The organism is Massilia sp. PAMC28688 (genome assembly GCF_019443445.1).
GTDB lineage: Bacteria > Pseudomonadota > Gammaproteobacteria > Burkholderiales > Burkholderiaceae_D > Telluria_A.
The window spans coordinates 493,110-516,065 of sequence record NZ_CP080378.1; the positions used below are offsets into that span (position 1 = coordinate 493,110).

At 61.9% G+C, this 22,956-nt stretch carries 22 protein-coding genes; 4 read left to right on the top strand and 18 right to left on the bottom strand.

Features of this window, described 5'->3' with window-relative positions; genetic code table 11:
* Positions 1 to 266 precede the first annotated feature (266 nt).
* A complete protein-coding gene (locus KY495_RS02115; RefSeq protein WP_219882133.1) occupies positions 267 to 596 on the top strand; it encodes a hypothetical protein in 330 nt (109 codons plus the stop codon).
* 142 nt (positions 597 to 738) lie between these two features.
* Here KY495_RS02115 and cysM read toward each other — a convergent pair whose 3' ends face one another.
* From cysM to gyrA, 17 genes are all read right to left on the bottom strand, one after another.
* On the bottom strand, positions 739 to 1,641 hold the full coding sequence (cysM, locus tag KY495_RS02120) for a cysteine synthase CysM (protein WP_219882134.1): 903 nt from the start codon (positions 1,639 to 1,641) through the stop codon (positions 739 to 741).
* Positions 1,642 to 1,740: 99 nt separating this feature from the next.
* Complete coding sequence (locus tag KY495_RS02125) at positions 1,741 to 2,550, bottom strand: transporter substrate-binding domain-containing protein (protein WP_219882135.1); 810 nt, start codon at positions 2,548 to 2,550, stop codon at positions 1,741 to 1,743.
* Between the two features lie 130 nt (positions 2,551 to 2,680).
* Positions 2,681 to 4,060 carry a M20/M25/M40 family metallo-hydrolase gene (locus tag KY495_RS02130; protein ID WP_219882136.1) on the bottom strand — a complete coding sequence of 460 codons (1,380 nt, stop codon included), beginning with the start codon at positions 4,058 to 4,060 and terminating at the stop codon, positions 2,681 to 2,683.
* Positions 4,061 to 4,253: 193 nt separating this feature from the next.
* A complete protein-coding gene (locus KY495_RS02135) occupies positions 4,254 to 4,601 on the bottom strand; it encodes a helix-hairpin-helix domain-containing protein (protein ID WP_219882137.1) in 348 nt (115 codons plus the stop codon).
* A gap of 114 nt (positions 4,602 to 4,715) precedes the next feature.
* Positions 4,716 to 5,681, bottom strand: a complete 966-nt coding sequence (gene rfaE1 / locus KY495_RS02140) for a D-glycero-beta-D-manno-heptose-7-phosphate kinase (protein WP_219882138.1) — start codon at positions 5,679 to 5,681, stop codon at positions 4,716 to 4,718.
* 16 nt (positions 5,682 to 5,697) lie between these two features.
* On the bottom strand, positions 5,698 to 6,873 hold the full coding sequence (gene lapB, locus KY495_RS02145; protein ID WP_219882139.1) for a lipopolysaccharide assembly protein LapB: 1,176 nt from the start codon (positions 6,871 to 6,873) through the stop codon (positions 5,698 to 5,700).
* 22 nt (positions 6,874 to 6,895) lie between these two features.
* Positions 6,896 to 7,201 carry a lipopolysaccharide assembly LapA domain-containing protein gene (locus KY495_RS02150; protein ID WP_219882140.1) on the bottom strand — a complete coding sequence of 102 codons (306 nt, stop codon included), beginning with the start codon at positions 7,199 to 7,201 and terminating at the stop codon, positions 6,896 to 6,898.
* A gap of 622 nt (positions 7,202 to 7,823) precedes the next feature.
* Positions 7,824 to 8,129: an integration host factor subunit beta gene (locus KY495_RS02155; protein ID WP_008446215.1), complete on the bottom strand. Its 306-nt coding sequence runs from the start codon at positions 8,127 to 8,129 to the stop codon at positions 7,824 to 7,826.
* An 18-nt stretch (positions 8,130 to 8,147) separates the two neighbouring features.
* Positions 8,148 to 9,860, bottom strand: a complete 1,713-nt coding sequence (gene rpsA / locus KY495_RS02160) for a 30S ribosomal protein S1 (RefSeq protein WP_267876164.1) — start codon at positions 9,858 to 9,860, stop codon at positions 8,148 to 8,150.
* Between the two features lie 129 nt (positions 9,861 to 9,989).
* The gene (gene cmk / locus KY495_RS02165) at positions 9,990 to 10,655 is read right to left on the bottom strand and encodes a (d)CMP kinase (RefSeq protein WP_219882142.1); all 666 of its coding nucleotides are present in this window, start codon (positions 10,653 to 10,655) and stop codon (positions 9,990 to 9,992) included.
* Between the two features lie 56 nt (positions 10,656 to 10,711).
* Complete coding sequence (aroA, locus tag KY495_RS02170; protein WP_219882143.1) at positions 10,712 to 12,043, bottom strand: 3-phosphoshikimate 1-carboxyvinyltransferase; 1,332 nt, start codon at positions 12,041 to 12,043, stop codon at positions 10,712 to 10,714.
* Positions 12,044 to 12,069: 26 nt separating this feature from the next.
* Positions 12,070 to 12,966, bottom strand: coding sequence for a prephenate dehydrogenase/arogenate dehydrogenase family protein (locus KY495_RS02175; RefSeq protein ID WP_219882144.1), 897 nt, complete (start codon positions 12,964 to 12,966; stop codon positions 12,070 to 12,072).
* Entirely contained in the window at positions 12,967 to 14,073 is a 1,107-nt protein-coding gene (gene hisC, locus KY495_RS02180) for a histidinol-phosphate transaminase (protein WP_219882145.1), read from the bottom strand.
* A gap of 23 nt (positions 14,074 to 14,096) precedes the next feature.
* On the bottom strand, positions 14,097 to 15,170 hold the full coding sequence (pheA, locus tag KY495_RS02185) for a prephenate dehydratase (RefSeq protein ID WP_219882146.1): 1,074 nt from the start codon (positions 15,168 to 15,170) through the stop codon (positions 14,097 to 14,099).
* A gap of 37 nt (positions 15,171 to 15,207) precedes the next feature.
* On the bottom strand, positions 15,208 to 16,302 hold the full coding sequence (gene serC, locus KY495_RS02190; protein ID WP_219882147.1) for a 3-phosphoserine/phosphohydroxythreonine transaminase: 1,095 nt from the start codon (positions 16,300 to 16,302) through the stop codon (positions 15,208 to 15,210).
* Positions 16,299 to 16,889 carry a DUF2059 domain-containing protein gene (locus KY495_RS02195; RefSeq protein WP_219882148.1) on the bottom strand — a complete coding sequence of 197 codons (591 nt, stop codon included), beginning with the start codon at positions 16,887 to 16,889 and terminating at the stop codon, positions 16,299 to 16,301. Before KY495_RS02195 ends, serC begins: the two co-directional genes overlap by 4 nt.
* A gap of 373 nt (positions 16,890 to 17,262) precedes the next feature.
* Positions 17,263 to 19,878 (bottom strand): DNA gyrase subunit A, encoded by a 2,616-nt coding sequence (gene gyrA / locus KY495_RS02200; RefSeq protein ID WP_219882149.1) that lies wholly within the window; start codon positions 19,876 to 19,878, stop codon positions 17,263 to 17,265.
* 455 nt (positions 19,879 to 20,333) lie between these two features.
* Between gyrA and ompA the strand changes: the two genes are divergently transcribed.
* The 3 genes from ompA to KY495_RS02215 all read left to right on the top strand — a co-directional run bounded on the left by ompA (position 20,334) and on the right by KY495_RS02215 (position 22,581).
* Positions 20,334 to 21,041, top strand: a complete 708-nt coding sequence (gene ompA / locus KY495_RS02205) for an outer membrane protein OmpA (RefSeq protein ID WP_219882150.1) — start codon at positions 20,334 to 20,336, stop codon at positions 21,039 to 21,041.
* A 103-nt stretch (positions 21,042 to 21,144) separates the two neighbouring features.
* On the top strand, positions 21,145 to 21,840 hold the full coding sequence (gene ubiG, locus KY495_RS02210; RefSeq protein ID WP_219882151.1) for a bifunctional 2-polyprenyl-6-hydroxyphenol methylase/3-demethylubiquinol 3-O-methyltransferase UbiG: 696 nt from the start codon (positions 21,145 to 21,147) through the stop codon (positions 21,838 to 21,840).
* A 33-nt stretch (positions 21,841 to 21,873) separates the two neighbouring features.
* The gene (locus KY495_RS02215; RefSeq protein WP_219882152.1) at positions 21,874 to 22,581 is read left to right on the top strand and encodes an HAD family hydrolase; all 708 of its coding nucleotides are present in this window, start codon (positions 21,874 to 21,876) and stop codon (positions 22,579 to 22,581) included.
* Positions 22,582 to 22,605: 24 nt separating this feature from the next.
* Here KY495_RS02215 and KY495_RS02220 read toward each other — a convergent pair whose 3' ends face one another.
* The gene (locus KY495_RS02220; RefSeq protein ID WP_219882153.1) at positions 22,606 to 22,902 is read right to left on the bottom strand and encodes a hypothetical protein; all 297 of its coding nucleotides are present in this window, start codon (positions 22,900 to 22,902) and stop codon (positions 22,606 to 22,608) included.
* Positions 22,903 to 22,956 lie beyond the last annotated feature (54 nt).

A 22,956-nucleotide genomic window follows, 5' to 3' on the forward strand; every position in this document is an offset into this window, starting at 1 on the left:
AAACTTTCTACGAAAACAATTATTCTTTCCGTGGTTTTGTGAGAGAATTGCACAGCGGCTATGTTGCGACCAGACAACATACAAAACCCTTTTTTGCGTTTTCTATTGCTTTTGAGTACTAGGATTAAAAAAGGCTTGTACAATTGTGTATAGTTTTTAAAAAGTCTTCCCTCGGATAAATTTGGCCAGCCGTACTGCGATAGTTGTCGCTACAAGCGAAGTCCGTTTATCGACCACGCACACAACTCACAATAGGAAGTAACGACATGACAAACCAAGTCGGCATTGATATGAACAGCGATTCGGATTCCGATGACCTGCTGCAATACAACCCTAACCGCCTGCTCGATACGCTGATCGAGAACCTGCGCCTGAAGAACGACGCTGCCTTGTCGCGCGCACTCGAAGTGGCGCCGCCGGTCATTTCCAAGATTCGCCACCACCGCCTGCCGGTTGGCGCTTCGCTGCTGATCCGCATGCACGAAGTGTCGGACCTGTCGATCCGCGACCTGCGCTATCTGATGGGCGATCGCCGCAACAAATTTCGTATTAGCGACAAGCAGTTCAAGCCAAAAGAAGGCGAACAGCAGTCCTGATGAGTAGGGGCGACCCGCCACGTGCGGGCGCGCCTGCACTGCGCTGCACACGCGCAGACAAAAGGGTGGACCAGTTTACGGCGCACGAAGCCGCACACTGGGCCACCCTTTGCCGTTCTGGAAGCTGCCGGGCCCGCTTGAATCAGGCGGGAAACACGCCGGTCGACAAATACCGGTCGCCGCGGTCGCACACGATAAACACGATGGTGGCATTTTCCACCTGCTGCGATATGCGCAGCGCAATCTCGCAGGCGCCGGCCGCCGAGATGCCGCAGAAAATGCCCTCTTCCGCTGCCAGGCGGCGCGCCATCTGTTCGGCTGCGGCCTGGCTCACGCCTTCAATCTGGTCCACCCGCGCCTTGTCGTAAATGCGGGGCAGGTAGGCCTCGGGCCATTTGCGGATACCGGGAATTTGCGAGCCTTCTTCCGGCTGGGCGCCAATGATGCGGATCGCCGCGTTCTGTTCCTTGAGATACTGCGACACCCCCATGATGGTGCCGGTGGTGCCCATGGCGCTGACAAAGTGGGTCACCTGGCCCTGGGTGTCGCGCCAGATTTCCGGCCCCGTGCCCTCGTAGTGGGCGCGCGGATTGTCCTGGTTGCCGAACTGATCAAGGATGATGCCCTTGCCGTCGCGCTGGAGCTGCTCGGCCATGTCGCGCGCATATTCCATGCCGCCCGTCTTGGGGGTGAGGATGATCTCCGCGCCATAGGCGGCCATGCTCTGGCGCCGCTCGATCGACAGGTATTCCGGCATCAGGAGCAGCATCTTGTAGCCGCGGATGGCAGCGGCCATGGCCAGTGCAATGCCCGTGTTGCCGCTGGTCGCCTCGATCAGGGTGACACCGGGCTTGATCTGGCCCCGCTCCTCGGCCCGCCGCAGCATGGACATGGCTGCCCGGTCCTTGACGGAGCCGGCCGGGTTGTCGCCTTCCATCTTGCCAAGGATGATGTTGTTGCGCGCGGCAGCGTCGGCGCCCGGCAGGCGCACCAGCTGCACCAGGGGCGTATTGCCGATCGTATCTTCGATGGTTTTGTAAGGCATGGAGACTCTTCGGGAGGTGATCGAACGCATATTTTAATCCAGCCCGCCCGGGGGCGTATGAGACGCGGCAACTTGTTGCCGCCTAAGCGCTGTGCTTGCCTAAAACAGGGACTGCACCCGTGGCTTGCCGTCGCCGGGGGTGGCAGCGACGCCATGGCGCTCGCGCAGCCGCGCCAGCTCGCCCGACTTTTCCAGCCGGGCCACTCCCTGCGCCAGCGCCGCAGCCCATTTGCCGCTGCGCTTGTTGTGGGGCGAGAAGCCGGCCCGCAGCGCGAAGGTGTTTTCCAGGCAGCCGGCGTTGCGGAAACGTCCCTCGGCCTTCATCTCGCTGATGAGCTTGTACATGACGAGTTCATGCTCGAGCAAGACGGGAAAGCGCCCGCCCAGCAATTTTTTCGCATTGGTGGTGCCGGCGTTGGTGCCGTAGGAAAAATCAATCGCATGCCGATTACCACGGTGCGACACGATAAAGGCATCCATGTCGCCATTATCATATTCATAGTCGCCAATCACGCCCAGCCGCACGCCCTTGAGCGACCACAGGCCACGGTAGCTCCAGCTCGATCGGGTGCTGGTAAAAAAGCAGGCGCGCGAATAGCCCAGCACGGGCCCGGGGCGCAGCCCGGCATCTTCCGGCGGCGCGAACACGCCGTCAATGGTGCCGGCGAGGGTCTGGCGCATGGCGCGGTTGAGCGGCAGCAGCATGGGCTCGACCCGGATTCCCATGGTGCCCAGTGCGCGCGTGGTTGCCTCCACCACGAAGCCGCCGCTGATGCGGCCGTCGCGCACGCACACATAGGGGCACCATTCATCCGACGCCAGCCGGACCGTTTCCTTGGCCGCGACCGGCAGGCACGCCGTCAGCAGCGTGCTCAACAACAATATGATGCGGGGTGGACAGTACGTCACGTGGTGATCCTTGGCTCACAGGAAGTAGCGGCGCGGCACCGGCCCGCATGCCCAGCCAGTACAGACGGTATGGCGTACCAATGTAACACAGCCACCGCCTGGCGCCATGCCGTGCGAGCCTGGCGGCGGCCTAGCGCACCGGCACCGGATAGCTTGCCACGCTCACGTTGCCATCCTTGTCGACCGCCTGCACGCCGAAGAAATAATTATCCTTGGACAGCTTGATTGTTGCCTGCGTGACGTTGCCCACGAAGCGTGCGCCCTGCCACAGGGCGGCCGTGGTTTCACGCCATACGATGCGGTAGCCGGCCAGGTCCGGCTCGGTATTGGGCTGCCACACCATGGTCGAATCGTTCTCCAGCTTGTCGGTCCGCATCTGTACCTTGTGCGGCGCTGCCGGGGCCAGTGCCAGCGACGCGAGGGCCGCGGCGTTGACGCGCGCCACGCGGGCAATGTAGTGGTAATCATTGAATTCGGGCAGGTCGCCATATTGCTTGCCCTCTTCCACCCGCACGTTCTGGTGCTGGTGAGCATAGTCTTCATTCGGCTCCGAAAAGCGCAATGCCGCATAGCCCCGTTCCAGGAAAGGCATGTGGTCACCCCCGCGCAGGTAGCGGTCGCGGCGCTGGATGATGTTGACCTTGAAATTGGGCACGTAGCGCTCGCCCACTTCCTTGACGTGGCGTGCCAGCTGGCGCGAGATGGAATCGTTCTCGCCGCCGGTGGCAAGCAGGCCGCGGTTGATGTCGTTGAGCTCCCTGGTGGCGGGTATGCTTTCGGCGAACAGGCGCACCTGGGCATCATCGACCCGGCCGTCGTCTGCGCGCGAACTGCCAATGATGTCGTTGGTGAACATGGCACCGATGTTCAGGTTTTTCTGCCTTGCCTGCTCGGCCCAGTGCGCCGCGCCCAGCAAGCCCTGCTCTTCGGCCGCCACGGCCATGAATACCAGCGTGGCATCGAAGCGGTGGCGCGCCATGATGCAGGCCAGTTCCATGACGGCAGCGGTGCCGGAAGCGTCATCGTTGGCCCCGGGCGCGGCACCGGTGGCATCCATGATGTCGGTATTGCGCGAGTCGTAATGGCCGCTGACTACATAGATGCGCTCGCTCGACGCCTTCTGGCTGCCGGGCAAGGTGGCCACCACATTGACGATGTCCGTGGGGCGCGAAATGCGCGCCGACACGGGCGCGACATGGCTGTCGAAGGCGACCTGCAGGCGAGCGCCCGCCTGCGTGCTGCAGCGCTCCAGTTCGGCCTTGATCCAGCGCCGGGCCGCGCCAATGCCGGTCTTGTCGGACACGGTATCGGACATCGTGTGGCGCGTTTCAAAGCTGACCAGCTTGCGCACATAGGCTTCGATGCGCTCGGGCGACACGGCCGCCGTGATGGCATCGATCTGGGGCTGGCGGCGGGTGGTATCGGGCCCGGCGGCGCCCGTGGCCGGCAGCGAGGTGGCGGCGGCGTTGGCGCCGATGAGAGCGAACAGCAGCATGGTGGCGAGGCGCATCGTTATCCCTTGAATATAAGCTGGCGCTATCTTCTCATGGGGCGGCCCGCGCGGGGCGTCGTTACAGGCGAAAAAATCGGGACAGGAACACGGGCGGCAAGCGGACGGAAGAGGAAGAGGAAGCGGACGATGCGCAGGCAGCAGCAGCGCCGCCCGGATGGCGGCGCGTCGAACTGGCGCTTACCTTGCGCCCTTACATGCGGGCGGCAGGCGCTGCCTTGGCATCAGCCGGCTTGCCCTTGACCGCAGCCTTGGGAGCGGCCGCTGCGCCTGCCAGCGGCTTGCCCGCCACCACCAGGCCTGCTTCCGACAGCTTGGCGGCGCGCTTTTCGCCCACGCCTTTCACGCGCTTTTGAAAGTCGGGCCAGTCCTTGAATTCGCCCTTGGCCCGCTCGTCCAGGATGGCCTTGGACATGGACGGCCCCACGCCCTTGACCGCGTCGAGCGCGGCCACGTCCGCCTTGTTGACGTCCACCTGCGCAAAAGCCATGCTCATCGTCGCCAGCAGGCTGGCCACGGCCAGCATCAGTTTCTTGATCATATGTTCTCCGTTAAGTAAATGAACGGGACAGCACCATGCCGTTCCCGTCCCGAGAACGGCCAGCCCGGGGCGTGCAGTTGACCCGCACGATTGAGGGCGCGCAAGGCGGCTTGTTTACTTACCGAAGAGTTCTTCGCGGGTGACGGTGGCGGTGCCGAGCTTGCCCACCACAATGCCGCCGGCGCGGTTGGCGGTCATGATGGCGTCGGCCATGGGCATGCGTGCGCCCAGCATGGCGGCCATGGTGGCAATGACGGTGTCGCCGGCGCCCGAGACGTCGTACACCTCGCGCGCGTCGGCATGCATGTGCAGGATTTCACCGGCCGTGTACAGCGTCATGCCCTCTTCCGAGCGGGTGAGCAGCAGGGCATCGAGGCGCAGCTGCTCGCGCAGGGCCTGGGCCTTGGTGGTGAGTTGCTCTTCGGTGGACCAGCTGCCGACGATGCGGCGCAGTTCCGACTTGTTGGGTGTCAGCACGGTGGCCCCGGCATAAGGCGAGAAATCATCGCCCTTGGGGTCGACCATCACAATCTTGCCCGCGGCGCGGGCCGCTTCGATCATGTGGGTGACATTGACCAGGCTGCCCTTGTTGTAGTCGGACATGATGACCACATCATAAGCGGGCAGCAAGGTGTTGAACTGGCTGAGCTTGTCGCGCAGCACGGTGTCGGTCGGCGCATCTTCGAAATCGATGCGCAGCAGCTGCTGCTGGCGGCCAATGACACGCAGCTTGATGATGGTCGAGATTGCCTCGTCGCGCTGCAGATAGCTGTGGATGGCCGCATCCTGCAGCAGCTGCGCCACCTGGGCGCCGGCTTCATCGGCCCCGACCACGCCCAGCAGGCCGCAGTGGGCACCGAGAGCGGCCGCATTGCGCGCCACGTTGGCCGCGCCACCGAGGCGCTCTTCGCGCTTTTCAATGCGCACCACCGGCACCGGCGCTTCCGGCGAAATGCGGCTGACGTCGCCAAACCAGTAACGGTCGAGCATGACATCGCCCACCACGAGAATGCGCACCGCGGCCAGGTCGGGGGCGGCGATGGGCGGATAGCTGTCGGCGGTAAGGAGGCGGCTGATCATGGACGGGTCACGGCGGTTAGTTCATCACATTAAGTTCTTCAGTGCGGCGGGGCGGGTAGGTTTCCCAGTTGCTGCATCCCGGACATTGCCAGTAGAACTGGCGCGCCTTGAAACCGCAGTGGCTGCAGCGGTAGCGGGCCAGCTTCTGGGTGTAGCCGTGGATCAGGTTTTTCACCATCGACAATTCTTCCCAAATGTTGGCCGGCGCGTCCATGAGGCGCGCTTCAAGCAGCTTGTCCAGGCCCAGCAGGGTCGGGTTACGGCGCAGTTCATCAACCACCAGTTCCTTGGCCGCGTCCACACCATCGAGCTCGATCACGGCCTTGAACACCACCTCGATCAGGTCGATGGACGACGCTTCAGCCAGGTAGGAACGCAGCAGGTTGACGCCTTCCTGCGGGCGGCCCACCTTGCGGTAGCCATCCATCAGGCGCCCGGCCACCAGGGCCACGTGGGGCACGCTTTGCTGCTCGACCCGGCGCCACGTCATGAGAGCGCCTTCCACATCGCCCTGGGCCAGTTGGGCGTCGCCGGTGAGCATGGTGGCGCGCACGTTCTTGCGGTCGGTGTGGACAGCCTTGTCGAGCAGCGCCAGCGCATCGGCGATATGCAGGTGCACCAGGGCATCCTGGGCCAGCTCGCAATAAAACTGGGCAATTTCCTTCTGGCGCGCGCCGGCGCCGGATTCCTGCAGGCCGCGGGCGGCATCGATGGCGCGGATCCATTCCTTTTCGCGCTGAAAGATTTCCAGCAGGGCGCGGCGGGCCTGGACTGCATAGGGGGTCTCGACCAGGCCATTGAAGGTTTCCTCGGCGCGGTCGAGCAGGCCCGCTTTCAGGTAATCCATGCCCAGCTCGTAGCGGGCGTGGGCTTGCTCTTCGGCCGGGAGATCGGGGCGCGAGAGCAGGTTCTGGTGGACGCGGATGGCGCGCTCGATCTCGCCGCGGCGGCGGAACAGGTTACCGAGGGCAAAGTGCATGTCGGCAGTTTCCGGATCGAACTTGACGATCTCGATAAAGGCATCGATGGCCTTGTCGGGCTGCTCGTTGAGGAGGAAATTCAAGCCCTTGAAATAGCCGCGCGGCAGCGTGCGCGACTCGGACACGAGCTGCTTGATATCGACGCGGGCCGTGATCCAGCCCATGGCAAAAAACAGGGGGATGCCGATGAGCATCCAGGTTTCAAATTCCATGCGAGTCTTTTTGGTATTGTTTTTACGGCTGGGGATTCACACTGTCGGGCGCGGGGGCGCCGGGGCCGGTGCGGGCCACGCTCTGCAGTGCCTGGATAGTGGTTTTGTGCTTGCTTGTCTCGCGGCGATGGCGGAATACGGTAGGGGTCACGGCCAGGATGCCGAGGGCTGCGCCGGCGACAAAAAATCCCAGCAACATCAGCACCAGCGGCCCATGGAGCTGGTAGCCCAGGAAAAAGTTCAGGTCCACCTGATGATCGTTCTTCATCGCGAATCCGAAAAACAGCACAAACAGGATCACGCCAACAATCGTGGAAACAAATTTCATCGGACTTGCCTAGATTAAAGAGGTCGACAGTGTGGCATCTTACACCAAATGGCGCCTCGCCCTAAGCGCCGGCCCGCGCGCGCCCATCATTTCCTACCTTCAGGGTCAGACCACTTAAACGACGAATTTGCAACGTCCCCCACCACCGCGCGCACCCCCACGCTTGTTTCCATCCTCCAGGGTCAGACCACTTTTTGCGGCTTTTTGCAACTTTTTTCGGCGTCAAAAGACTTCGCACTTGACTGTTCGCGCTGAATGGACGAACCCAGGAAAAGGAGCTGACAGTCACAGCTGATCGAAACAATCCGCGTGGGCGGAGTTTTTCGGGCGCAAGGAAAGGCCGATATTTGGCCGTGAGACATTGATTTTAGTGCGTTTAAGTGGTCTGACCCCGCCTGGGGGAAATTGATTGAGAGACCAATCTACGGCGGGCGTTTCGGTTGGGTTATTGATTCGCGGGGATTTGGGTAACTTGATCTTGGCGACAAAACATTGATTTTGACGCGTTTAAGTGGTCTGACCCTGGCTGGAGGAAATTGATATGCGGATGCTGTGCGCGCCGTACACGCGAAAAAAAACGGCACCCGCAGATGCCGTTTCTGTTGTCGCCGCCAGAGGCGACTCAGTCTTCAATGATCGGTTGCCCTACCATCGCATCGACCCGCTCCCGCAATTGCTTGCCAGGCTTGAAGTGCGGTACCCGTTTTTCGGGCACCATCACCTTGTCGCCCGACTTCGGATTGCGTCCGATGCGCGGTGGCCGGCTGTTCAGCGCAAAACTGCCAAAACCGCGGATCTCGATGCGCTGACCCGTCGCCAAAGCGTTGGTCATGGCATCGAGGATGGTCTTGACGGCGTACTCCGCATCCTTGGCCACCAGCTGAGAATAGCGCTCAGCAAGGCGGTTGATGAGTTCGGACTTCGTCATCTGGCGATTCCGACTGTCTTAGTTCTTGTTATCGAACTTGGCCTTGAGCAGCGCGCCCAGGCTGGTGGTGCCCGATGCAGCGTTGCTGTCCGACGAAGTTGCCATCTTCTGCATCGCTTCCTGGGTCTCGACATTGTCTTTCGCCTTGATCGACAGCTGGATGCTGCGAGCCTTGCGGTCAATGTTGATCACCAGCGCTTCAACCGAATCACCAACCTTCAGGTGGGTGCCGGCATCTTCCACGCGGTCACGCGAGATTTCCGATGCGCGCAGGTAGCCTTCCACTTCTTCGGACAGCTGGATCACAGCGCCCTTGGCTTCGACCGACTTGACCGTACCCGTTACCAGGGAGCCCTTGTCGTTCATTGCCGCGAAGTTGTTGAATGGGTCACCTTCGAGCTGCTTGACGCCCAGGGAAACACGCTCACGCTCAACGTCGATGGCCAGAACGATGGCTTCCAGCTCGTCACCTTTCTTGAAGCGGCGGACTGCCTCTTCGCCGGTTTCGGTCCAGGACAGGTCCGACAGGTGTACCAGGCCGTCGATGTTGCCAGCCAGGCCGATGAACACGCCGAAGTCGGTGATCGACTTGATGGCGCCTTTAACCTTGTCGCCCTTCTTGTGGGTGACACCGAAGTCATCCCATGGGTTGGCCTTGCACTGCTTCATGCCCAGCGAAATGCGACGACGCTCTTCGTCGATTTCCAGAACCATGACTTCGACTTCGTCGCCCAGCTGGACAACCTTGTTTGGCGCCACGTTCTTGTTGGTCCAGTCCATTTCCGACACGTGGACCAGGCCTTCGATGCCCTGCTCGACTTCCACGAACGCGCCGTAGTCGGTGAGGTTGGTAACCTTGCCGAACAGACGGGTGCTCTGTGGATAGCGACGCGACAGGCCAGTCCATGGATCGTCGCCCAGCTGCTTCACGCCCAGCGAAACACGGTTCTTTTCCTGATCGTACTTCAGGACCTTGGCGGTGATTTCCTGGCCAACCGTCAGCACTTCCGACGGGTGACGCACACGGCGCCATGCCAGGTCGGTGATGTGCAGCAGGCCGTCGATGCCACCCAGGTCCACGAACGCGCCGTAGTCGGTGATGTTCTTGACGACGCCGGTCACAACCGTGCCTTCTTTCAGCGTTTCCATCAGCTTCTGGCGCTCTTCGCCCATCGAAGCTTCGATCACAGCGCGGCGCGACAGCACCACGTTGTTACGCTTGCGGTCCAGCTTGATAACCTTGAATTCGAGCGTCTTGCCTTCGAATGGGGTGGTGTCCTTGACAGGACGGGTGTCAACCAGCGAACCGGGCAGGAAGGCGCGGATGCCGTTGGTCAGAACCGTCAGGCCGCCCTTGACCTTGCCATTGACGGTACCGACGACGATCTCGCCCGATTCCATCGCTTTTTCCAGTGCCAGCCACGATGCCAGGCGCTTGGCCTTGTCACGCGACAGGATGGTGTCGCCGAAACCGTTTTCCAGCGACTCAATCGCTACGGAAACGAAGTCGCCGACTTGAACTTCCAGTTCGCCCTGGTCGTTCTTGAATTCTTCGATAGGAATGAAAGCTTCGGACTTGAGGCCGGCGTTGACGATCACGAAATTGTGGTCGAGGCGCACGACTTCAGCGGAAATGACTTCGCCGGAGCGCATGTCTTGACGTGACAGCGACTCTTCAAAGAGTGCTGCAAAACTTTCCATACCGCTTGCTTCAGTTGTTGCTGTAGACATATGATTTACACGAGTGAGCCAGCAGAGATCGCACCATGCGACTTAAACTGGGTTAGGTTGAAACAACGCCGACACCGGCAGGATTGCCGGCGCAAGCACCTCTTGCTACTACAGGGTACTGCCAATTCTTTACTTGATTTCCGCGTACCACTTGAGCACTTGCTCAATGGCTTCATCGGCCGTCATGTTGGACGTATCGAGGAGGCGGGCGCCCTCTGCGGGGACCAGCGGGGCGATGGCCCGTTGAGTATCACGGTCGTCGCGCGCCTGCAAATCGGACAGAAGGTCTTCCATGTTAGCAGGAATTCCCTTGTCAATCAATTGCTTATAGCGCCGTTGCGCTCTTGCCGCAACGCTTGCGGTGAGAAAAACCTTCAATTGTGCATGCGGGAAAATGACAGTGCCCATGTCGCGCCCGTCGGCCACCAGCCCGGGCGGCTTGCGAAAGCCCAGCTGCAGGCTGAACAGGGCCTGGCGCACGGCCGGCAGTGCAGCGATTTTCGATGCCATGTTGCCAACAGACTCGGCGCGGATGGCCTGGGTTACGTTTTCGTTCGCCAGCAGGATGTCCGGGCCGGAAAAGTGTACCGACAGGTGCTCGGCCAGCTTGGCCAGGGCGTGTTCGTCCGTCAGCGGCGTGTCGCGCCGGATGGCCGACAGCGCCGTCAGGCGGTACAGCGCGCCCGAATCCAAGTAGTGGAACTTGAGGCGGTCGGCGACCTTGTGAGCCACCGTGCCTTTGCCCGAGGCAGTGGGGCCGTCGATGGCGATGACGGGGATGTTCGATGTGGGCATGTTCTAGACCTCAGTTGGTACAGGCGCCATGGTATACGCTGGCGGCGGCAATGTGGCTAAAAAAGCTCGGTTTTGGCAATTGCCGCGAACGCTTCAAAATAATCCGGGAAGGTCTTGGCCACGCACTTTGGGTCCAGGATGCGCATCTCGTTGCCGCGCCGCGCCGCGCCATCGATGGTGGCCAGCGAAAAGCACATGGCCATGCGGTGGTCGTCGTAGGTCTCGATGGTGGCAGCGGCAATTTCCTGCGGCGGCGTGATGCTGATGTAGTCAGCGCCCTCTTCCACCGTGGCGCCCAGCTTGCGCAGTTCGGTCGCCATGGCCGACAGGCGGTCGGTTTCCTTCACCCGCCAGCTGGCGATATTGCGCAGCGTGCTGGTGCCGTCGGCGTACAGCGCGGCCACGGCAATCGTCATGGCGGCATCGGGGATGTGGTTGAAGTCAGCGTCGATCGCTTTGAGCACGCCGTTGGAACGCGCCTCGATCCAGTTGTCACCGCGCGTGATGGTGGCGCCCATTTGCTCCAGCGCCTCGGCAAAGCGCACGTCGCCCTGGATACTGTCGCGGCCCACGCCCTCCACCCGCACCGGCCCCACGCCGATGGCGCCGGCGGCCAGGAAGTAGGAAGCTGACGAGGCGTCGCCTTCCACATGGATCTGGCCCGGGCTGCGGTACTGCTGTCCGGGCTGCACCGTGAATGACTGCCAGCCATCCTGCTCCACCGTCACCCCAAAGCGGCGCATCAGGTTGAGGGTGATTTCAATGTAGGGCTTGGAGATCAGTTCTCCCACCACGTCAATGTGCACGGGATGCTCGCGCGCCATCAGGGGCGCCGCCATCAGGATCGCGGTCAGAAACTGGCTGGAGACATTGCCGCGCACCGCCATGCGGTCAGCATGGATATGGCCACGCCGGATGCGCAGCGGCGGGTATCCTTCCACCCCCGTATATTCAATCTGGGCGCCCACGGCATTCAAGGCATCCACCAGGTCGCCAATGGGCCGCTCGTGCATGCGCGATACGCCATGCAGCGTGAAGTCGCCGCCGATGACCGCCAGCGCCGCCGTCAGCGGACGGATGGCCGTACCGGCATTGCCCATGAAGAGATCCGCTTCCTTGTTAGGCAGCGTACCGCCGGCGCCCTTGACGATGTGGGTGCGCTCGTCCACCTGGTCCCACTCGATGCCGAGTGAACGCAGGGCGCCCAGCATGACAAGCGTGTCGTCTGACGCCAGCAGGTCGTGGATGGTGGTGCTGCCCTCGCACAGGGCCGCCAGCAGCAAGGTGCGGTTGGAAATGCTCTTGGACCCCGGCAGCCGCACCACGCCCTCCACGCTCATGACTGGCTTGATATCGAGGTGGTGCGGGTAGGTCTTTTGCTGCGGCATGCGATGAAGTCCTTGTGAGGTAAAAGTTATTCTGCGGTGTCCGGTGGTGCTGCTTCGGCAGCTTCGATGGCGCCGCTCCAGCGGCGCCGTGCCCGCTGGGCGGTGGCGTAGACAGATTCAATGGCGGCGCCGTCGCCGGCGGCCAGCGCGCTGCGCAGGCTGCCCAATTGTGCCAGATACGAATCGAGCTCGCCGAGCAGCGCGCTGCGGTTGGCCAGCGTGATGTCGCGCCACATTTCCGGCGACGAGCCGGCAATACGGGTAAAGTCGCGAAAGCCGCTGGCGGCGTACTGGAACAGCAGCTCGGCATGCGGCTTGTTGGCAATGTCGTTCACCAGCGCGTACGCCAGCAAGTGCGGCAGATGCGATACGGACGCGAACACCTTGTCGTGTTCCTCGGGGGTGAGGGTATGAATCACGGCGCCGCACGCGGTCCATGCAGCAGCCACGCGCGCCACGTCTTCAGCGCTGTTTTCGGCCAGGGGCGTGAGGACGGTCTTCTTGCCTTGATAAAGGTCGGGGATGGCGGCATCCGGCCCGTTGGTTTCGCGGCCGGCGATCGGGTGTCCCGGCACAAACTGCCCTACCCGTTCGCCGAGCGCGGCGCGGGCGGCGGCCGCGACATCGCCCTTGGTGCTGCCCGCGTCGGTCACGATGGTGCCCGGCTCGAGCAGCGGCAGCATGGCAGAGAGCAGCGACTGGGTCTGGGCCACCGGCGCTGCGATCAAGACCAGGCTGGCGCCCTGCATGGCCTCTTCCAGCGACGCCACCTGGTCGATGATGCCCAGTTCGAGCGCACGTGCCATCGCTTGCGGCGAGCGGCCCACACCCACCAGCATGCGCACGGCACCGGCCTGGCGCAGAGCCCGCGCAAACGAGCCGCCAATCAAGCCAACACCAACGATGACGACTTTATCAAACACTTATGACAGGGCCTTTTTCAGTGCAGCGATGAAGATTGCGTTTTCCTGCGGCAGGCCGATGGAAATGCGCAGCCACTGGGGCAGGCCATAATTGCCGACCGGCCGCACAATCACGCCTTGCTTGAGCAGCGCGAGGTTCACGCGCGCACCGGCACCATCGTCATCGCCCACTTTCACGAGCACGAAATTACCGAAGGACGGCACGTATTCCAGACCCAGTTCATCGAACGCTTCCACAAACTGCGCATAGCCTGCGGCGTTGTTCCTGGCGCCCTGCTCCAGGAACGGCTTGTCGTTGAGCGCCGCAATGGCAGCAGCCTGCGCCAGCGAATTGACGTTGAAAGGCTGGCGAATGCGGTTCATGAGGTCCGTGATGGCCGGCTGCGCGATGGCGAAACCGACCCGCAGCCCGGCCAGGCCATACGCCTTGGAGAACGTGCGCGACACCAGCAAGTTAGGGTACTTGCGGGCCCACTGTGCCGATTCAAACTGCTGTTCCGGCGCCAGGAACTCGTTGTAGGCTTCGTCCAGCACCACCACAACGTGCGCCGGCACCTTGGCCAGGAAGGCTTCGATGCGGGCAGCTTCGATGAAGGTGCCGGTCGGGTTATTCGGGTTGGCGATGAATACCAGGCGCGTATCTTCTTCAATCGCCGCGGCCATGGCGTCGAGGTCATGGCCGTAATCCCTGGCCGGCACCACGATGGCGCGCGCACCCACGCCCTGGGTTGCCAGTGCGTAGACCGCGAACGAGTACTGCGAGTACACCACCGACTGCCCTTTTTGCACAAACGCGTGGGCGGCGATTTCCAGGATGTCGTTGGAGCCATTGCCCAGCGTGATCCAGTCAGCCGGCACGTCGTAGCGCTTGGACAGCGCCGCTTTCAGGTCAAAGCCGTTCGCATCCGGATAGCGACCCAGTTCCGCTACGGCAGCAGCCATGGCCTGCTTGCTCGATTCGGGCACACCGAACGGGTTCTCGTTCGAGGCCAGCTTGACGATGCTGGCTTCATCAAGCCCGAACTCGCGCGCGACTTCCGCAATGGGTTTGCCCGCCTGGTAAGGAGCGATGGCACGAACGTACTCTGGACCGAATTGCTGTGACATGAAAAATATCTCTGAAAAGTAGTTTAAGTGAGACTGAGCGGGTAAGAGCCCAGCACCTTGAAAAATGCAGCGTTATCCTTGAGTTCTTCGAGCGCCTTGGCCACGGAGGGATGCTGCACGTGGCCTTCGATGTCGACGTAAAAATAGTATTCCCAGGTGCCGATGCGCGCCGGGCGCGACTCGAAGCGCGTCATCGATACGCCATGCACCGCCAGGGGCGCCAGCAGGTTGTACACCGCGCCGGCCTTGTTGGGAACCGCCAGCACCAGCGAGGTCTGGTCGGCGCCCGAAGGGTTGGTGTGCAGGTGGCCAATGACGGCAAAGCGCGTGCGGTTGTGCGGGTCATCCTGGATGTGCGCCTTGACCACGCCCAGCTTGTACTGTTCGCCCGCCATTTCGCTGGCAATCGCGGCCATGGTCGGGTCCTGGCTGGCCATCACGGCAGCTTCCGCATTGGAGGCGACCGCGCGCCGTTCGATGTTTGGATAATTCTGGTTGAGCCACACCTGGCACTGCGCCAGCGCCTGCGAGTGCGCGGCCACCACCGTCACGCCATCCATGCTGCCGGTGCTCGTCATGAGGCTGTGATGGACGGGAATCGAAATTTCGCCACTGATAATGGTGGTCGTGCCGAGCATGAGGTCAAGCGTGCGGTTGATGGCACCCTCGGACGAATTTTCGACCGGGACCACGCCGAAGTCGGCGGTGCCGGCTTCGGTGGCGCGGAAGACTTCATCAATCGAAATGCAGGGCAGGCCCTCGACGGCACTGCCGAACTGCTGGTACACGGCCTGCTCGCTGAAGGTGCCGGCCGGCCCCAGGTAGGCCACCGTGACGCGCTTTTCCAGCGAGCGGCAGGCCGACATGATCTCACGGAAGATGGTCTGCACTTCCGCGCCCTTGAGCGGGCCGGGATTGCGCTCGGCCACGCCGCGCAGCACCTGCGCCTCGCGCTCGGGACGGAACACGGGCGCGTTGGTTTCGGCCTTGACGTGGCCGACCTGCTGCGCCAGTTCGGCACGGCGGCTCAGGAGTTGAAGGATTTGGGCGTCGATCGCGTCGATCTGTTCGCGCAAGGGGGTCAGTTTGTCTGTCATGGTCAATGCGGTTGGGCGGTCTCGGGCGCCGGCGGCGCTACTTTCTGCGGCCGGCGAACTCGTTCAAATAATCGACCAGGGCCTGTACACCCTCGATCGGCATCGCGTTGTAGATCGATGCACGCATACCGCCGACGGACTTGTGGCCCTTCAGTTGCAGCAGGCCGCGCTCTTTTGCGCCGGCCAAAAATTTGTCATTCAGTGTTTCGTCACGCAGGAAAAACGGCACGTTCATGCGCGAGCGGCAGTCCTTGGCCACCCGGTTCTGGTAAAAATCGTCAGCATCAAGTGCAGCGTACAGCAGTTCGGCCTTGGCGATGTTGCGCCGTTCGGCTGCTGCCACGCCACCCTGGCGCAGCAGGTGTGCAAACACCAGGCCGGCGATATAGATGCTATACGTCGGCGGCGTGTTGTACATGCTGTCGTTGTCGGCCACCAGCTTCCAGTCGAAGGCGGACGGACAGATGGGCAGCGCGCTGCCGATCAGGTCCTCGCGCACAATCACCAGGGTCAGCCCGGCAGGTCCGATGTTCTTCTGGGCGCCGGCGAAAATGACGCCGTATTTTGACACGTCCACTTCCCGCGACAGGATATGCGACGACATGTCTGCCACCAGTGGCGTGTCACCCTGCACGGTCGGCACGAAATTGAATTCGACGCCGTCGATGGTCTCGTTGGTGCAGATGTGGACATAGGCCGCGTCGCGCGTGAGCTTCCAGTATTCCTGCGGCGGCACGGATGAAAAGTGTCCGGGCTCGGAGGTCGCGGCCACGTTTACTTCTGCGTAGCGGCGCGCTTCCTTGATTGATTTGCCGGACCAGGTGCCGGTGTGAATAAAGTCGATCGTGGCCGGCTGCGTCGCACGTCCCACCAGGTTCATGGGCACGATGGCATTTTCACCCAGCCCGCCACCCTGCAGAAACAGGACCTGGTAGTTGGCGGGGACGTTGAGCAGCGCGCGCAGGTCGCGCACGGCGGCCTGGTAGATTGAGATAAATTCCGGCCCGCGGTGACTCATCTCCATGACCGACATGCCGCTGCCATGCCAGTCCAGCATTTCGGCAGCTGCCTGCGTGAGCACTTCCTTGGGCAGCACGGCCGGGCCGGCGGAGAAGTTATAAATCGGGGTCACTTGGCATCCTTGCGTGGGGGTTGTTCAGGCGCTGCGTTCTTCATCATTTCTTCGACCAGTGTGTCAATGCGGCGCAAAATGTACTGGCGACCATAGGCGAGCGATTCGTTATGGATGCGGGTCGACATGCCGAGCAGCTTCTGGCCGGTCGGAGTGCGGTAGAAGGTGGCGATCTGCACCAGTTCTTCCACGCTGAAGGTGCGCGCGTAGATGCGCGCAGTTTCCTTGCTGATGTCCTCACTGGTCTGCGGGTCGGTGAACACGCCCTCCAGCGCCTCGACCGCCTCCGGCATCATTTTCTGCAGCGCGGCCGTGGCCTTGGTGCGGGCAGCGGCATCGAGCTGCGCATTGTCCTGCACCTTTCGGGCCACGATCTTGTGCAGCATGTCTTCGGCACCGCTGGCAGCGGCCTTCATGTCGGCGGCCAGCGCGAATTTGAAACGCATCGCTTCCAGCAGGTCGCGCGCGGCGGCCACTTTCATGGGGTCCAGCGTTTCGGGAGCGGCAGGCGTCGCTGGCGCAGACAGGACCGGCACCTGGGCGCCAAACATGGCAACAGCGAAGAATGCGAGGAACAGACGTTTCATGTGCGGCGAAGGAAAGCGAGGCAACTACAGCCACTGACCGTGTTATTTTCGCATGAATCGCAGATTTGGTTGTCGACTGACATGAATGTTTGCTGCTGTCGCCTTCCCCGGATTACACTGGTGACAAATCAACAATGAGGCAGCCTCCTCGCTCCCGCGACAATTCCACTAGCGCAATTCAAGCGCAGCAGCAAATGGTGGCAGCTGTAGGTGCCTTGACCCGGCACGAATGCCTGGCCAAGCCAAGGCTTACCGGCTGCTCTCGCGATGGTGCTACATGGCTGATATTTCTGCCCGCGCATTCCTGATCTGATACGAAAAAAACCGGCGCCGTTGAAGGAAGCCGGTTTTTTTAAAGGTCCACCAAAGCTGATTACTCCGGCGGCGTTTCCAGGTCCACGTCTTCCAGATCCGTCTCCACGATGCGCTGCAAGCCTGACAGCTTGGTGCCGTCTTCCACCGCAATCAGCGTCACGCCCTGCGTGGCACGTCCCATCTCGCGGATCTCGGCCACGCGGGTGCGAATCAGCACGCCGCCGGTCGTGATCAGCATGATCTCGTCCTTCGGCTCCACCAGCGTGGCGGCCACTACCCTGCCGTTGCGCTCACTGGTCTGGATCGCGATCATGCCCTTGGTGCCGCGGCCATGGCGGGTGTACTCGGTGATCGGGGTACGCTTGCCGAAGCCGTTCTCGGTTGCCGTGAGCACGGACTGCTGCTCGTTCTCGGCCACCAAGAGGGCGATGACGTTCTGCCCTTCTTCCAGGTTCATGCCGCGCACACCGCGCGCCGTGCGGCCCATCGGACGGACATCGTTTTCGTCAAAGCGCACCGCCTTGCCGGAGTCGGAGAACAGCATCACATCATGCTCGCCATCGGTCAGCGCGGCGCCGATCAGGAAGTCGCCATCATCGAGGTCCACCGCGATGATGCCGGCCTTGCGCGGATTGCTGAAGTCCTTCAGCGGCGTCTTCTTGACGGTACCAAGGCTGGTGGCCATGAACACGTAATGGTCTTCCGGGAACACGCGGTTTTCGCCCGACAGCGGCAGCACCACGGTAATCTTTTCGTTGTCCTGCAGCGGGAACATGTTCACGATCGGCTTGCCGCGCGAATTGCGCGAGCCCTGCGGCACTTCCCACACCTTGAGCCAGTACATGCGGCCGCGGTTGGAGAAGCACAGGATGTAGTCGTGCGTGTTGGCGATGAAGAGCTGGTCGATCCAGTCTTCTTCCTTGGTCGCCATGGCTTGCTTGCCGCGTCCACCGCGCTTTTGCGCGCGGTATTCCGAGATCGGCTGCGACTTCATGTAGCCGGTGTGCGACAGCGTCACGACCATGTCCTGCGGCGTGATCAGGTCTTCCGTTTCCAGGTCGGTCGCATTGTGCTCGATGGTCGAGCGGCGCACGTCCTTGGCACCTACGCCGTAGTCGTTGACGATGACGGTCAGTTCGTCGGTGATGATGGTGGTCACGCGCTGCGGCTTGGCCAGAATGTCGAGCAGGTCGGCGATGTGCGCCATCACCTCCTTGTACTCGTTGACGATCTTGTCCTGCTCAAGACCGGTCAGGCGCTGCAGGCGCATTTGCAAAATCTCTTGCGCCTGGTCGTCCGACAGCTTGTACAGGCCATCGCTCTGCATGCCGTAGTGCTTCGGCAGGTGCTCGGGACGGAACGCTTCGATGCCGCCCGCTTCGCTCTCGCCGGTACGCAGCAGCATTTCGCGCACCAGGGACGAGTCCCACGCACGCGCCATCAGCTCGGTCTTGGCAATCGGTGGCGATGGCGCCGCCTTGATGATGGCGATGAAGTCGTCGATGTTCGCCAGCGCCACTGCCAGGCCTTCGAGCATGTGGCCGCGTTCGCGCGCCTTGCGCAGTTCGAACACGGTGCGCCGTGTCACCACTTCGCGGCGGTGCGACAGGAAGCACTGCAGCATCTGCTTGAGGTTCAGCAGCTTTGGCTGGCCGTTGACCAGCGCCACCATGTTCATGCCGAAGGTGTCTTGCAGCTGGGTCTGCTTGTACAGGTTGTTCAGCACCACTTCCGGCACTTCGCCGCGCTTGAGCTCGATGACCACGCGCATGCCGGACTTGTCGGACTCGTCGCGGATGTCGGAAATGCCTTCGAGCTTCTTGTCACGCACGTTTTCAGCGATGCGCTCCAGCAGCGACTTCTTGTTGACCTGGTAAGGCAGCTCGTCAACGATGATGGCAATGCGCCCGCCATCCTTGCCGTACTCTTCAAAGTGGGTCTTGGCGCGCATGACCACGCGGCCGCGGCCGGTGCGGTAGCCGTCGCGCACGCCGGACACGCCGTAGATGATGCCGGCGGTCGGGAAGTCCGGCGCAGGAATGATCTCGATCAGCTCATCGATGGTGCATTCCGGATTACGCAGCACGTGCAGCGCGCCGTTGATCACTTCGGTCAGATTGTGCGGCGGAATGTTGGTTGCCATACCCACTGCGATACCGGACGAGCCGTTGATCAGCAGGTTGGGGATGCGGGTCGGCAGTACCGTCGGTTCTTTTTCCTTGCCGTCGTAGTTAGGCTGGAAGTCGACCGTGTCCTTGTCGATATCGGCCAGCACTTCGCTGGCGATCTTGTCCAGGCGGCACTCGGTGTAACGCATGGCCGCCGCGCTGTCGCCGTCGATGGAACCGAAGTTGCCCTGGCCGTCGACCAGCGTGTAACGCAGCGAGAAATCCTGCGCCATGCGCACCAGCGTGTCGTAAATCGAGGCGTCGCCGTGCGGGTGATACTTACCCATGGTGTCGCCAACCACGCGCGCGCACTTGACGTACGGACGGTTGTGGACGTAGTTACTCTCGTGCATGGAGAACAGGACGCGGCGGTGTACCGGCTTCAAGCCGTCCCGCACGTCCGGCAAGGCGCGACCCACGATCACGCTCATGGCGTAATCGAGGTAGCTCTTGCGCATCTCTTCTTCGAGGGAAATGGGAATTGTTTCTTTTGCGAATTGATCCATTGGCGGGTCGACTGATCTCAGGCTGAAGTTATATTAGCTGTACGCAAATGCTGCATGTGGCCTGCGCTTGGGGCGCGCACTACTTGCGCAGTACGCCGATCGCGGCACGCCGACGATCAACACAATCGTAGGATTTTAGCATGCGCCGTATGGCTACAGGCCATTTCCTCGATTAAGGCGCGGCAGTGCGCGAAAGCACTGCGGGGGCATCCGGCCCAAGCCCTGTTCAAGATCACGTTGCACGAAAACAACATTACGAATAACATTCTGCATGGATTGAATAGCGCGGTCGTGCTATTTCGTCCGCTGTGGCAAAATGGCCGAGATGTTAATTGCCTGTTTCGCAAGCAGAAAGAGGCCGTGCCGCAGCATGCTGTTACTATTAAATTCATAAGCCCGCTGGCCGCTACGGCCAGCCGCAGATTCAGCTGCGGATACTTCCCGAAAGGAAAATAATGAAAAAAGTTTTAGGATTCATGTTCGCAGCGAGCGTTGTCGCAAGCAGCGCCTTCGCCCAGAGCTCGCCGCCGTTCGCGCCGCTGACCACCGATATCATGGCACCGAAGCCAAACAGCGCTTACGTGCAGGATGCGCGCGGCGTGATCGCCCGCAATGCGTTCGGCCTGTGCTGGCGCACCGGCTACTGGACCCCGGCCGATGCCGTGCCAGGTTGCGACCTGCCGGTCTGCGTCGAGCCGGCCAAGCTGGAAAATGGCAAGTGCGTCACGCCACCTGAGCCTGTGGTGCCGGTCGCCCCGCCCGTGACCCCTACCCCGGTTGCCCCGGTTGTCGTCGCCCCTACCCCATCGTCGGAAAAGGTCAGCTTCTCGGCCGACGCGCTGTTTGACTTTGACAAGGCTGTGCTCAAGCCTGAAGGCAAGTCCAAGCTGGACGACCTGGTATCGAAACTGCAGGACGTCAACCTGGAAGTGATCATTGCCGTCGGCCACACCGATTCGATCGGTACCGATGCATACAATGAAAAACTGGCAATGCGCCGCTCGGGCGCGGTCAAGGCTTACCTGCAGGCCAAGGGCATCGAAGCGAGCCGCATCTACACCGAAGGCAAGGGCGAGAAGCAGCCGGTTGCCGACAACAAGACCGCCGCCGGCCGCGCGCAAAACCGTCGCGTGGAAATCGAAGTAGTCGGTACCCGCAAGTAATATTTCGCTGTTCCGCAAGGTTCAGCCAGGAAACCCCGCTGCGGCGGGGTTTTTTTATGCTCGCGTCCGTCACGTCGGCAAATTTCCCGTTATTATTCCGCGTATGAATGCCGACCCTCTAGAAATACAGAAATTCAGCGAGCTGGCCCACCGCTGGTGGGACCCCACGTCCGAGTTTGGCCCCCTGCACGATATCAATCCCCTGCGCCTGGAGTGGATCAATGCGCGCGCCCCGCTGGCGGGCAAGAAGGTCATCGATATTGGCTGCGGCGGCGGCATCCTGACCGAGTCGATGGCCAAAAAGGGCGCCGATGCGACCGGTATCGACCTGTCCGAAAAAGCCCTCAAGGTGGCCGACCTGCACAGCCTGGAAGCGGAGGTGCAGGTGCGTTACCAATGCATCTCGGCCGAGGACATGGCGGCTGCAGAACCTGGCCAGTATGATGTGGTCACCTGCATGGAAATGCTCGAGCATGTTCCTGACCCGGCGTCCATCGTCCGGGCGGCGGCCACGCTGGTCAAGCCGGGCGGGCATGTGTTTTTCTCGACCATCAACCGCAATCCCAAGGCGTACCTGCTGGCCGTGGTCGGCGCCGAGTATGTGCTGCGCATGCTGCCGCGGGGGACGCACGATTATGCCAAGTTCCTGACACCGGCCGAGCTGTCGCAGTTTATCCGCGCCGCCGGCCTGCAGCTTGATGCGATCAAGGGCATGACGTACAACCCGCTGACCAAAATTTATGCGCTCAACCAGGACACCGATGTGAATTACATGGTGGCCTGCAGCCGTCCGTCATAAGCGCTCTGCGCGCCACTCACTTCTTTTCCTATCATGACTACTTCCGCCAATGTGGCGCGTCCGCGCGCAGTGCTGTTTGATCTCGATGGCACCCTGGCCGATACAGCGCCGGATCTGGCGGCGGCGGTCAACCGCATGCGCACCGAGCGCGGGCTGGCCGCCACGCCGTACGAGGTCCTGCGCCCCACGGCGTCGGCCGGGGCGCGCGGCATGATCGGGGCGGCGTTCGGCAAGCTGCCCGCCGATCCCGAATACGAGGCACTGCGCCTGGAGTGGTTCGATAACTACCAGGCCGCCATGTCGGTCCACAGCACGCTCTTTGGCGGCGTGATCGAACTGCTCGACGGCCTGACCCGCGCCGGCGTGGTATGGGGCATCGTGACCAACAAGCCGGCCCGCTTTACCGATCCTTTGCTGCCGCAAATCGGCTTGCAGCACGCGGCCTGCATCATTTCGGGCGACACCACCGCCCATGCGAAGCCGCATCCGGAACCGCTGCTGGAAGCGGCGCGCCGGATCGGCATTGCACCGCAAGATTGCTGGTATGCGGGCGACGATCTGCGTGATATCGAAGCCGGGCGCGCCGCCGGCATGCCCACCATCGCCTGCGGCTGGGGCTACTGCGGCGCGATTGAGCCGGTCAAATGGAATGCGGACTTCCTGGTCGATACGCCGGTCGATCTGCTGGAGCTGGTGCTGGCCACGCTGGCCTCGCCCACGAGGACTGTGCTGACGGCGTAGTGCGCGGGCCCTTCCCCTCTTCCATCACAGCGAGTGGTCGCTGATCCGCTGCAGTTGCCAGCAGCCCGCGGTGCGGCGGAACAGATACTCCACCTGGTGGTCGGTATCTGGTCTTGACAGCACGACGGTGGCCACATCCCGCCCCCGCACATTCACGCTTCGTTCCAGCTTTTGCTTCCCGCGCTCTGCCTGTGACAGCATGGCAAAGTACGCCGGCGCCGCCCGCTCCACGCTGCGCGTGATGGTCCTGGGCTCTGGCTCCCCATGGTCGAGCACGCGGGCGTAATCAAGCGGCGACTGCGAATAGACTGTCTGCAGCATGGCACTATGGGAAAACGCGCTAATGAACGTCGAAAAATCGTTTGAAGGACACGA

What these genes read in the sequence shown, in the direction of transcription:
- KY495_RS02195 (WP_219882148.1), bottom strand. Translation starts at nt 16,889, where the DNA reads ATGAAACGTCTGTTCCTCGCATTCTTCGCTGTTGCCATGTTTGGCGCC.
- KY495_RS02220 (WP_219882153.1), bottom strand. Translation starts at nt 22,902, where the DNA reads ATGCTGCAGACAGTCTATTCGCAGTCGCCGCTTGATTACGCCCGCGTG.
- lapB (WP_219882139.1), bottom strand. Translation starts at nt 6,873, where the DNA reads ATGGAATTTGAAACCTGGATGCTCATCGGCATCCCCCTGTTTTTTGCC.
- rpsA (WP_267876164.1), bottom strand. Translation starts at nt 9,860, where the DNA reads ATGTCTACAGCAACAACTGAAGCAAGCGGTATGGAAAGTTTTGCAGCA.
- KY495_RS02150 (WP_219882140.1), bottom strand. Translation starts at nt 7,201, where the DNA reads ATGAAATTTGTTTCCACGATTGTTGGCGTGATCCTGTTTGTGCTGTTT.
- ompA (WP_219882150.1), top strand. Translation starts at nt 20,334, where the DNA reads ATGAAAAAAGTTTTAGGATTCATGTTCGCAGCGAGCGTTGTCGCAAGC.
- hisC (WP_219882145.1), bottom strand. Translation starts at nt 14,073, where the DNA reads ATGTCACAGCAATTCGGTCCAGAGTACGTTCGTGCCATCGCTCCTTAC.
- KY495_RS02215 (WP_219882152.1), top strand. Translation starts at nt 21,874, where the DNA reads ATGACTACTTCCGCCAATGTGGCGCGTCCGCGCGCAGTGCTGTTTGAT.
- KY495_RS02135 (WP_219882137.1), bottom strand. Translation starts at nt 4,601, where the DNA reads ATGATCAAGAAACTGATGCTGGCCGTGGCCAGCCTGCTGGCGACGATG.
- cmk (WP_219882142.1), bottom strand. Translation starts at nt 10,655, where the DNA reads ATGCCCACATCGAACATCCCCGTCATCGCCATCGACGGCCCCACTGCC.
- KY495_RS02115 (WP_219882133.1), top strand. Translation starts at nt 267, where the DNA reads ATGACAAACCAAGTCGGCATTGATATGAACAGCGATTCGGATTCCGAT.
- aroA (WP_219882143.1), bottom strand. Translation starts at nt 12,043, where the DNA reads ATGCCGCAGCAAAAGACCTACCCGCACCACCTCGATATCAAGCCAGTC.
- pheA (WP_219882146.1), bottom strand. Translation starts at nt 15,170, where the DNA reads ATGACAGACAAACTGACCCCCTTGCGCGAACAGATCGACGCGATCGAC.
- rfaE1 (WP_219882138.1), bottom strand. Translation starts at nt 5,681, where the DNA reads ATGATCAGCCGCCTCCTTACCGCCGACAGCTATCCGCCCATCGCCGCC.
- KY495_RS02155 (WP_008446215.1), bottom strand. Translation starts at nt 8,129, where the DNA reads ATGACGAAGTCCGAACTCATCAACCGCCTTGCTGAGCGCTATTCTCAG.
- KY495_RS02130 (WP_219882136.1), bottom strand. Translation starts at nt 4,060, where the DNA reads ATGCGCCTCGCCACCATGCTGCTGTTCGCTCTCATCGGCGCCAACGCC.
- cysM (WP_219882134.1), bottom strand. Translation starts at nt 1,641, where the DNA reads ATGCCTTACAAAACCATCGAAGATACGATCGGCAATACGCCCCTGGTG.
- ubiG (WP_219882151.1), top strand. Translation starts at nt 21,145, where the DNA reads ATGAATGCCGACCCTCTAGAAATACAGAAATTCAGCGAGCTGGCCCAC.
- gyrA (WP_219882149.1), bottom strand. Translation starts at nt 19,878, where the DNA reads ATGGATCAATTCGCAAAAGAAACAATTCCCATTTCCCTCGAAGAAGAG.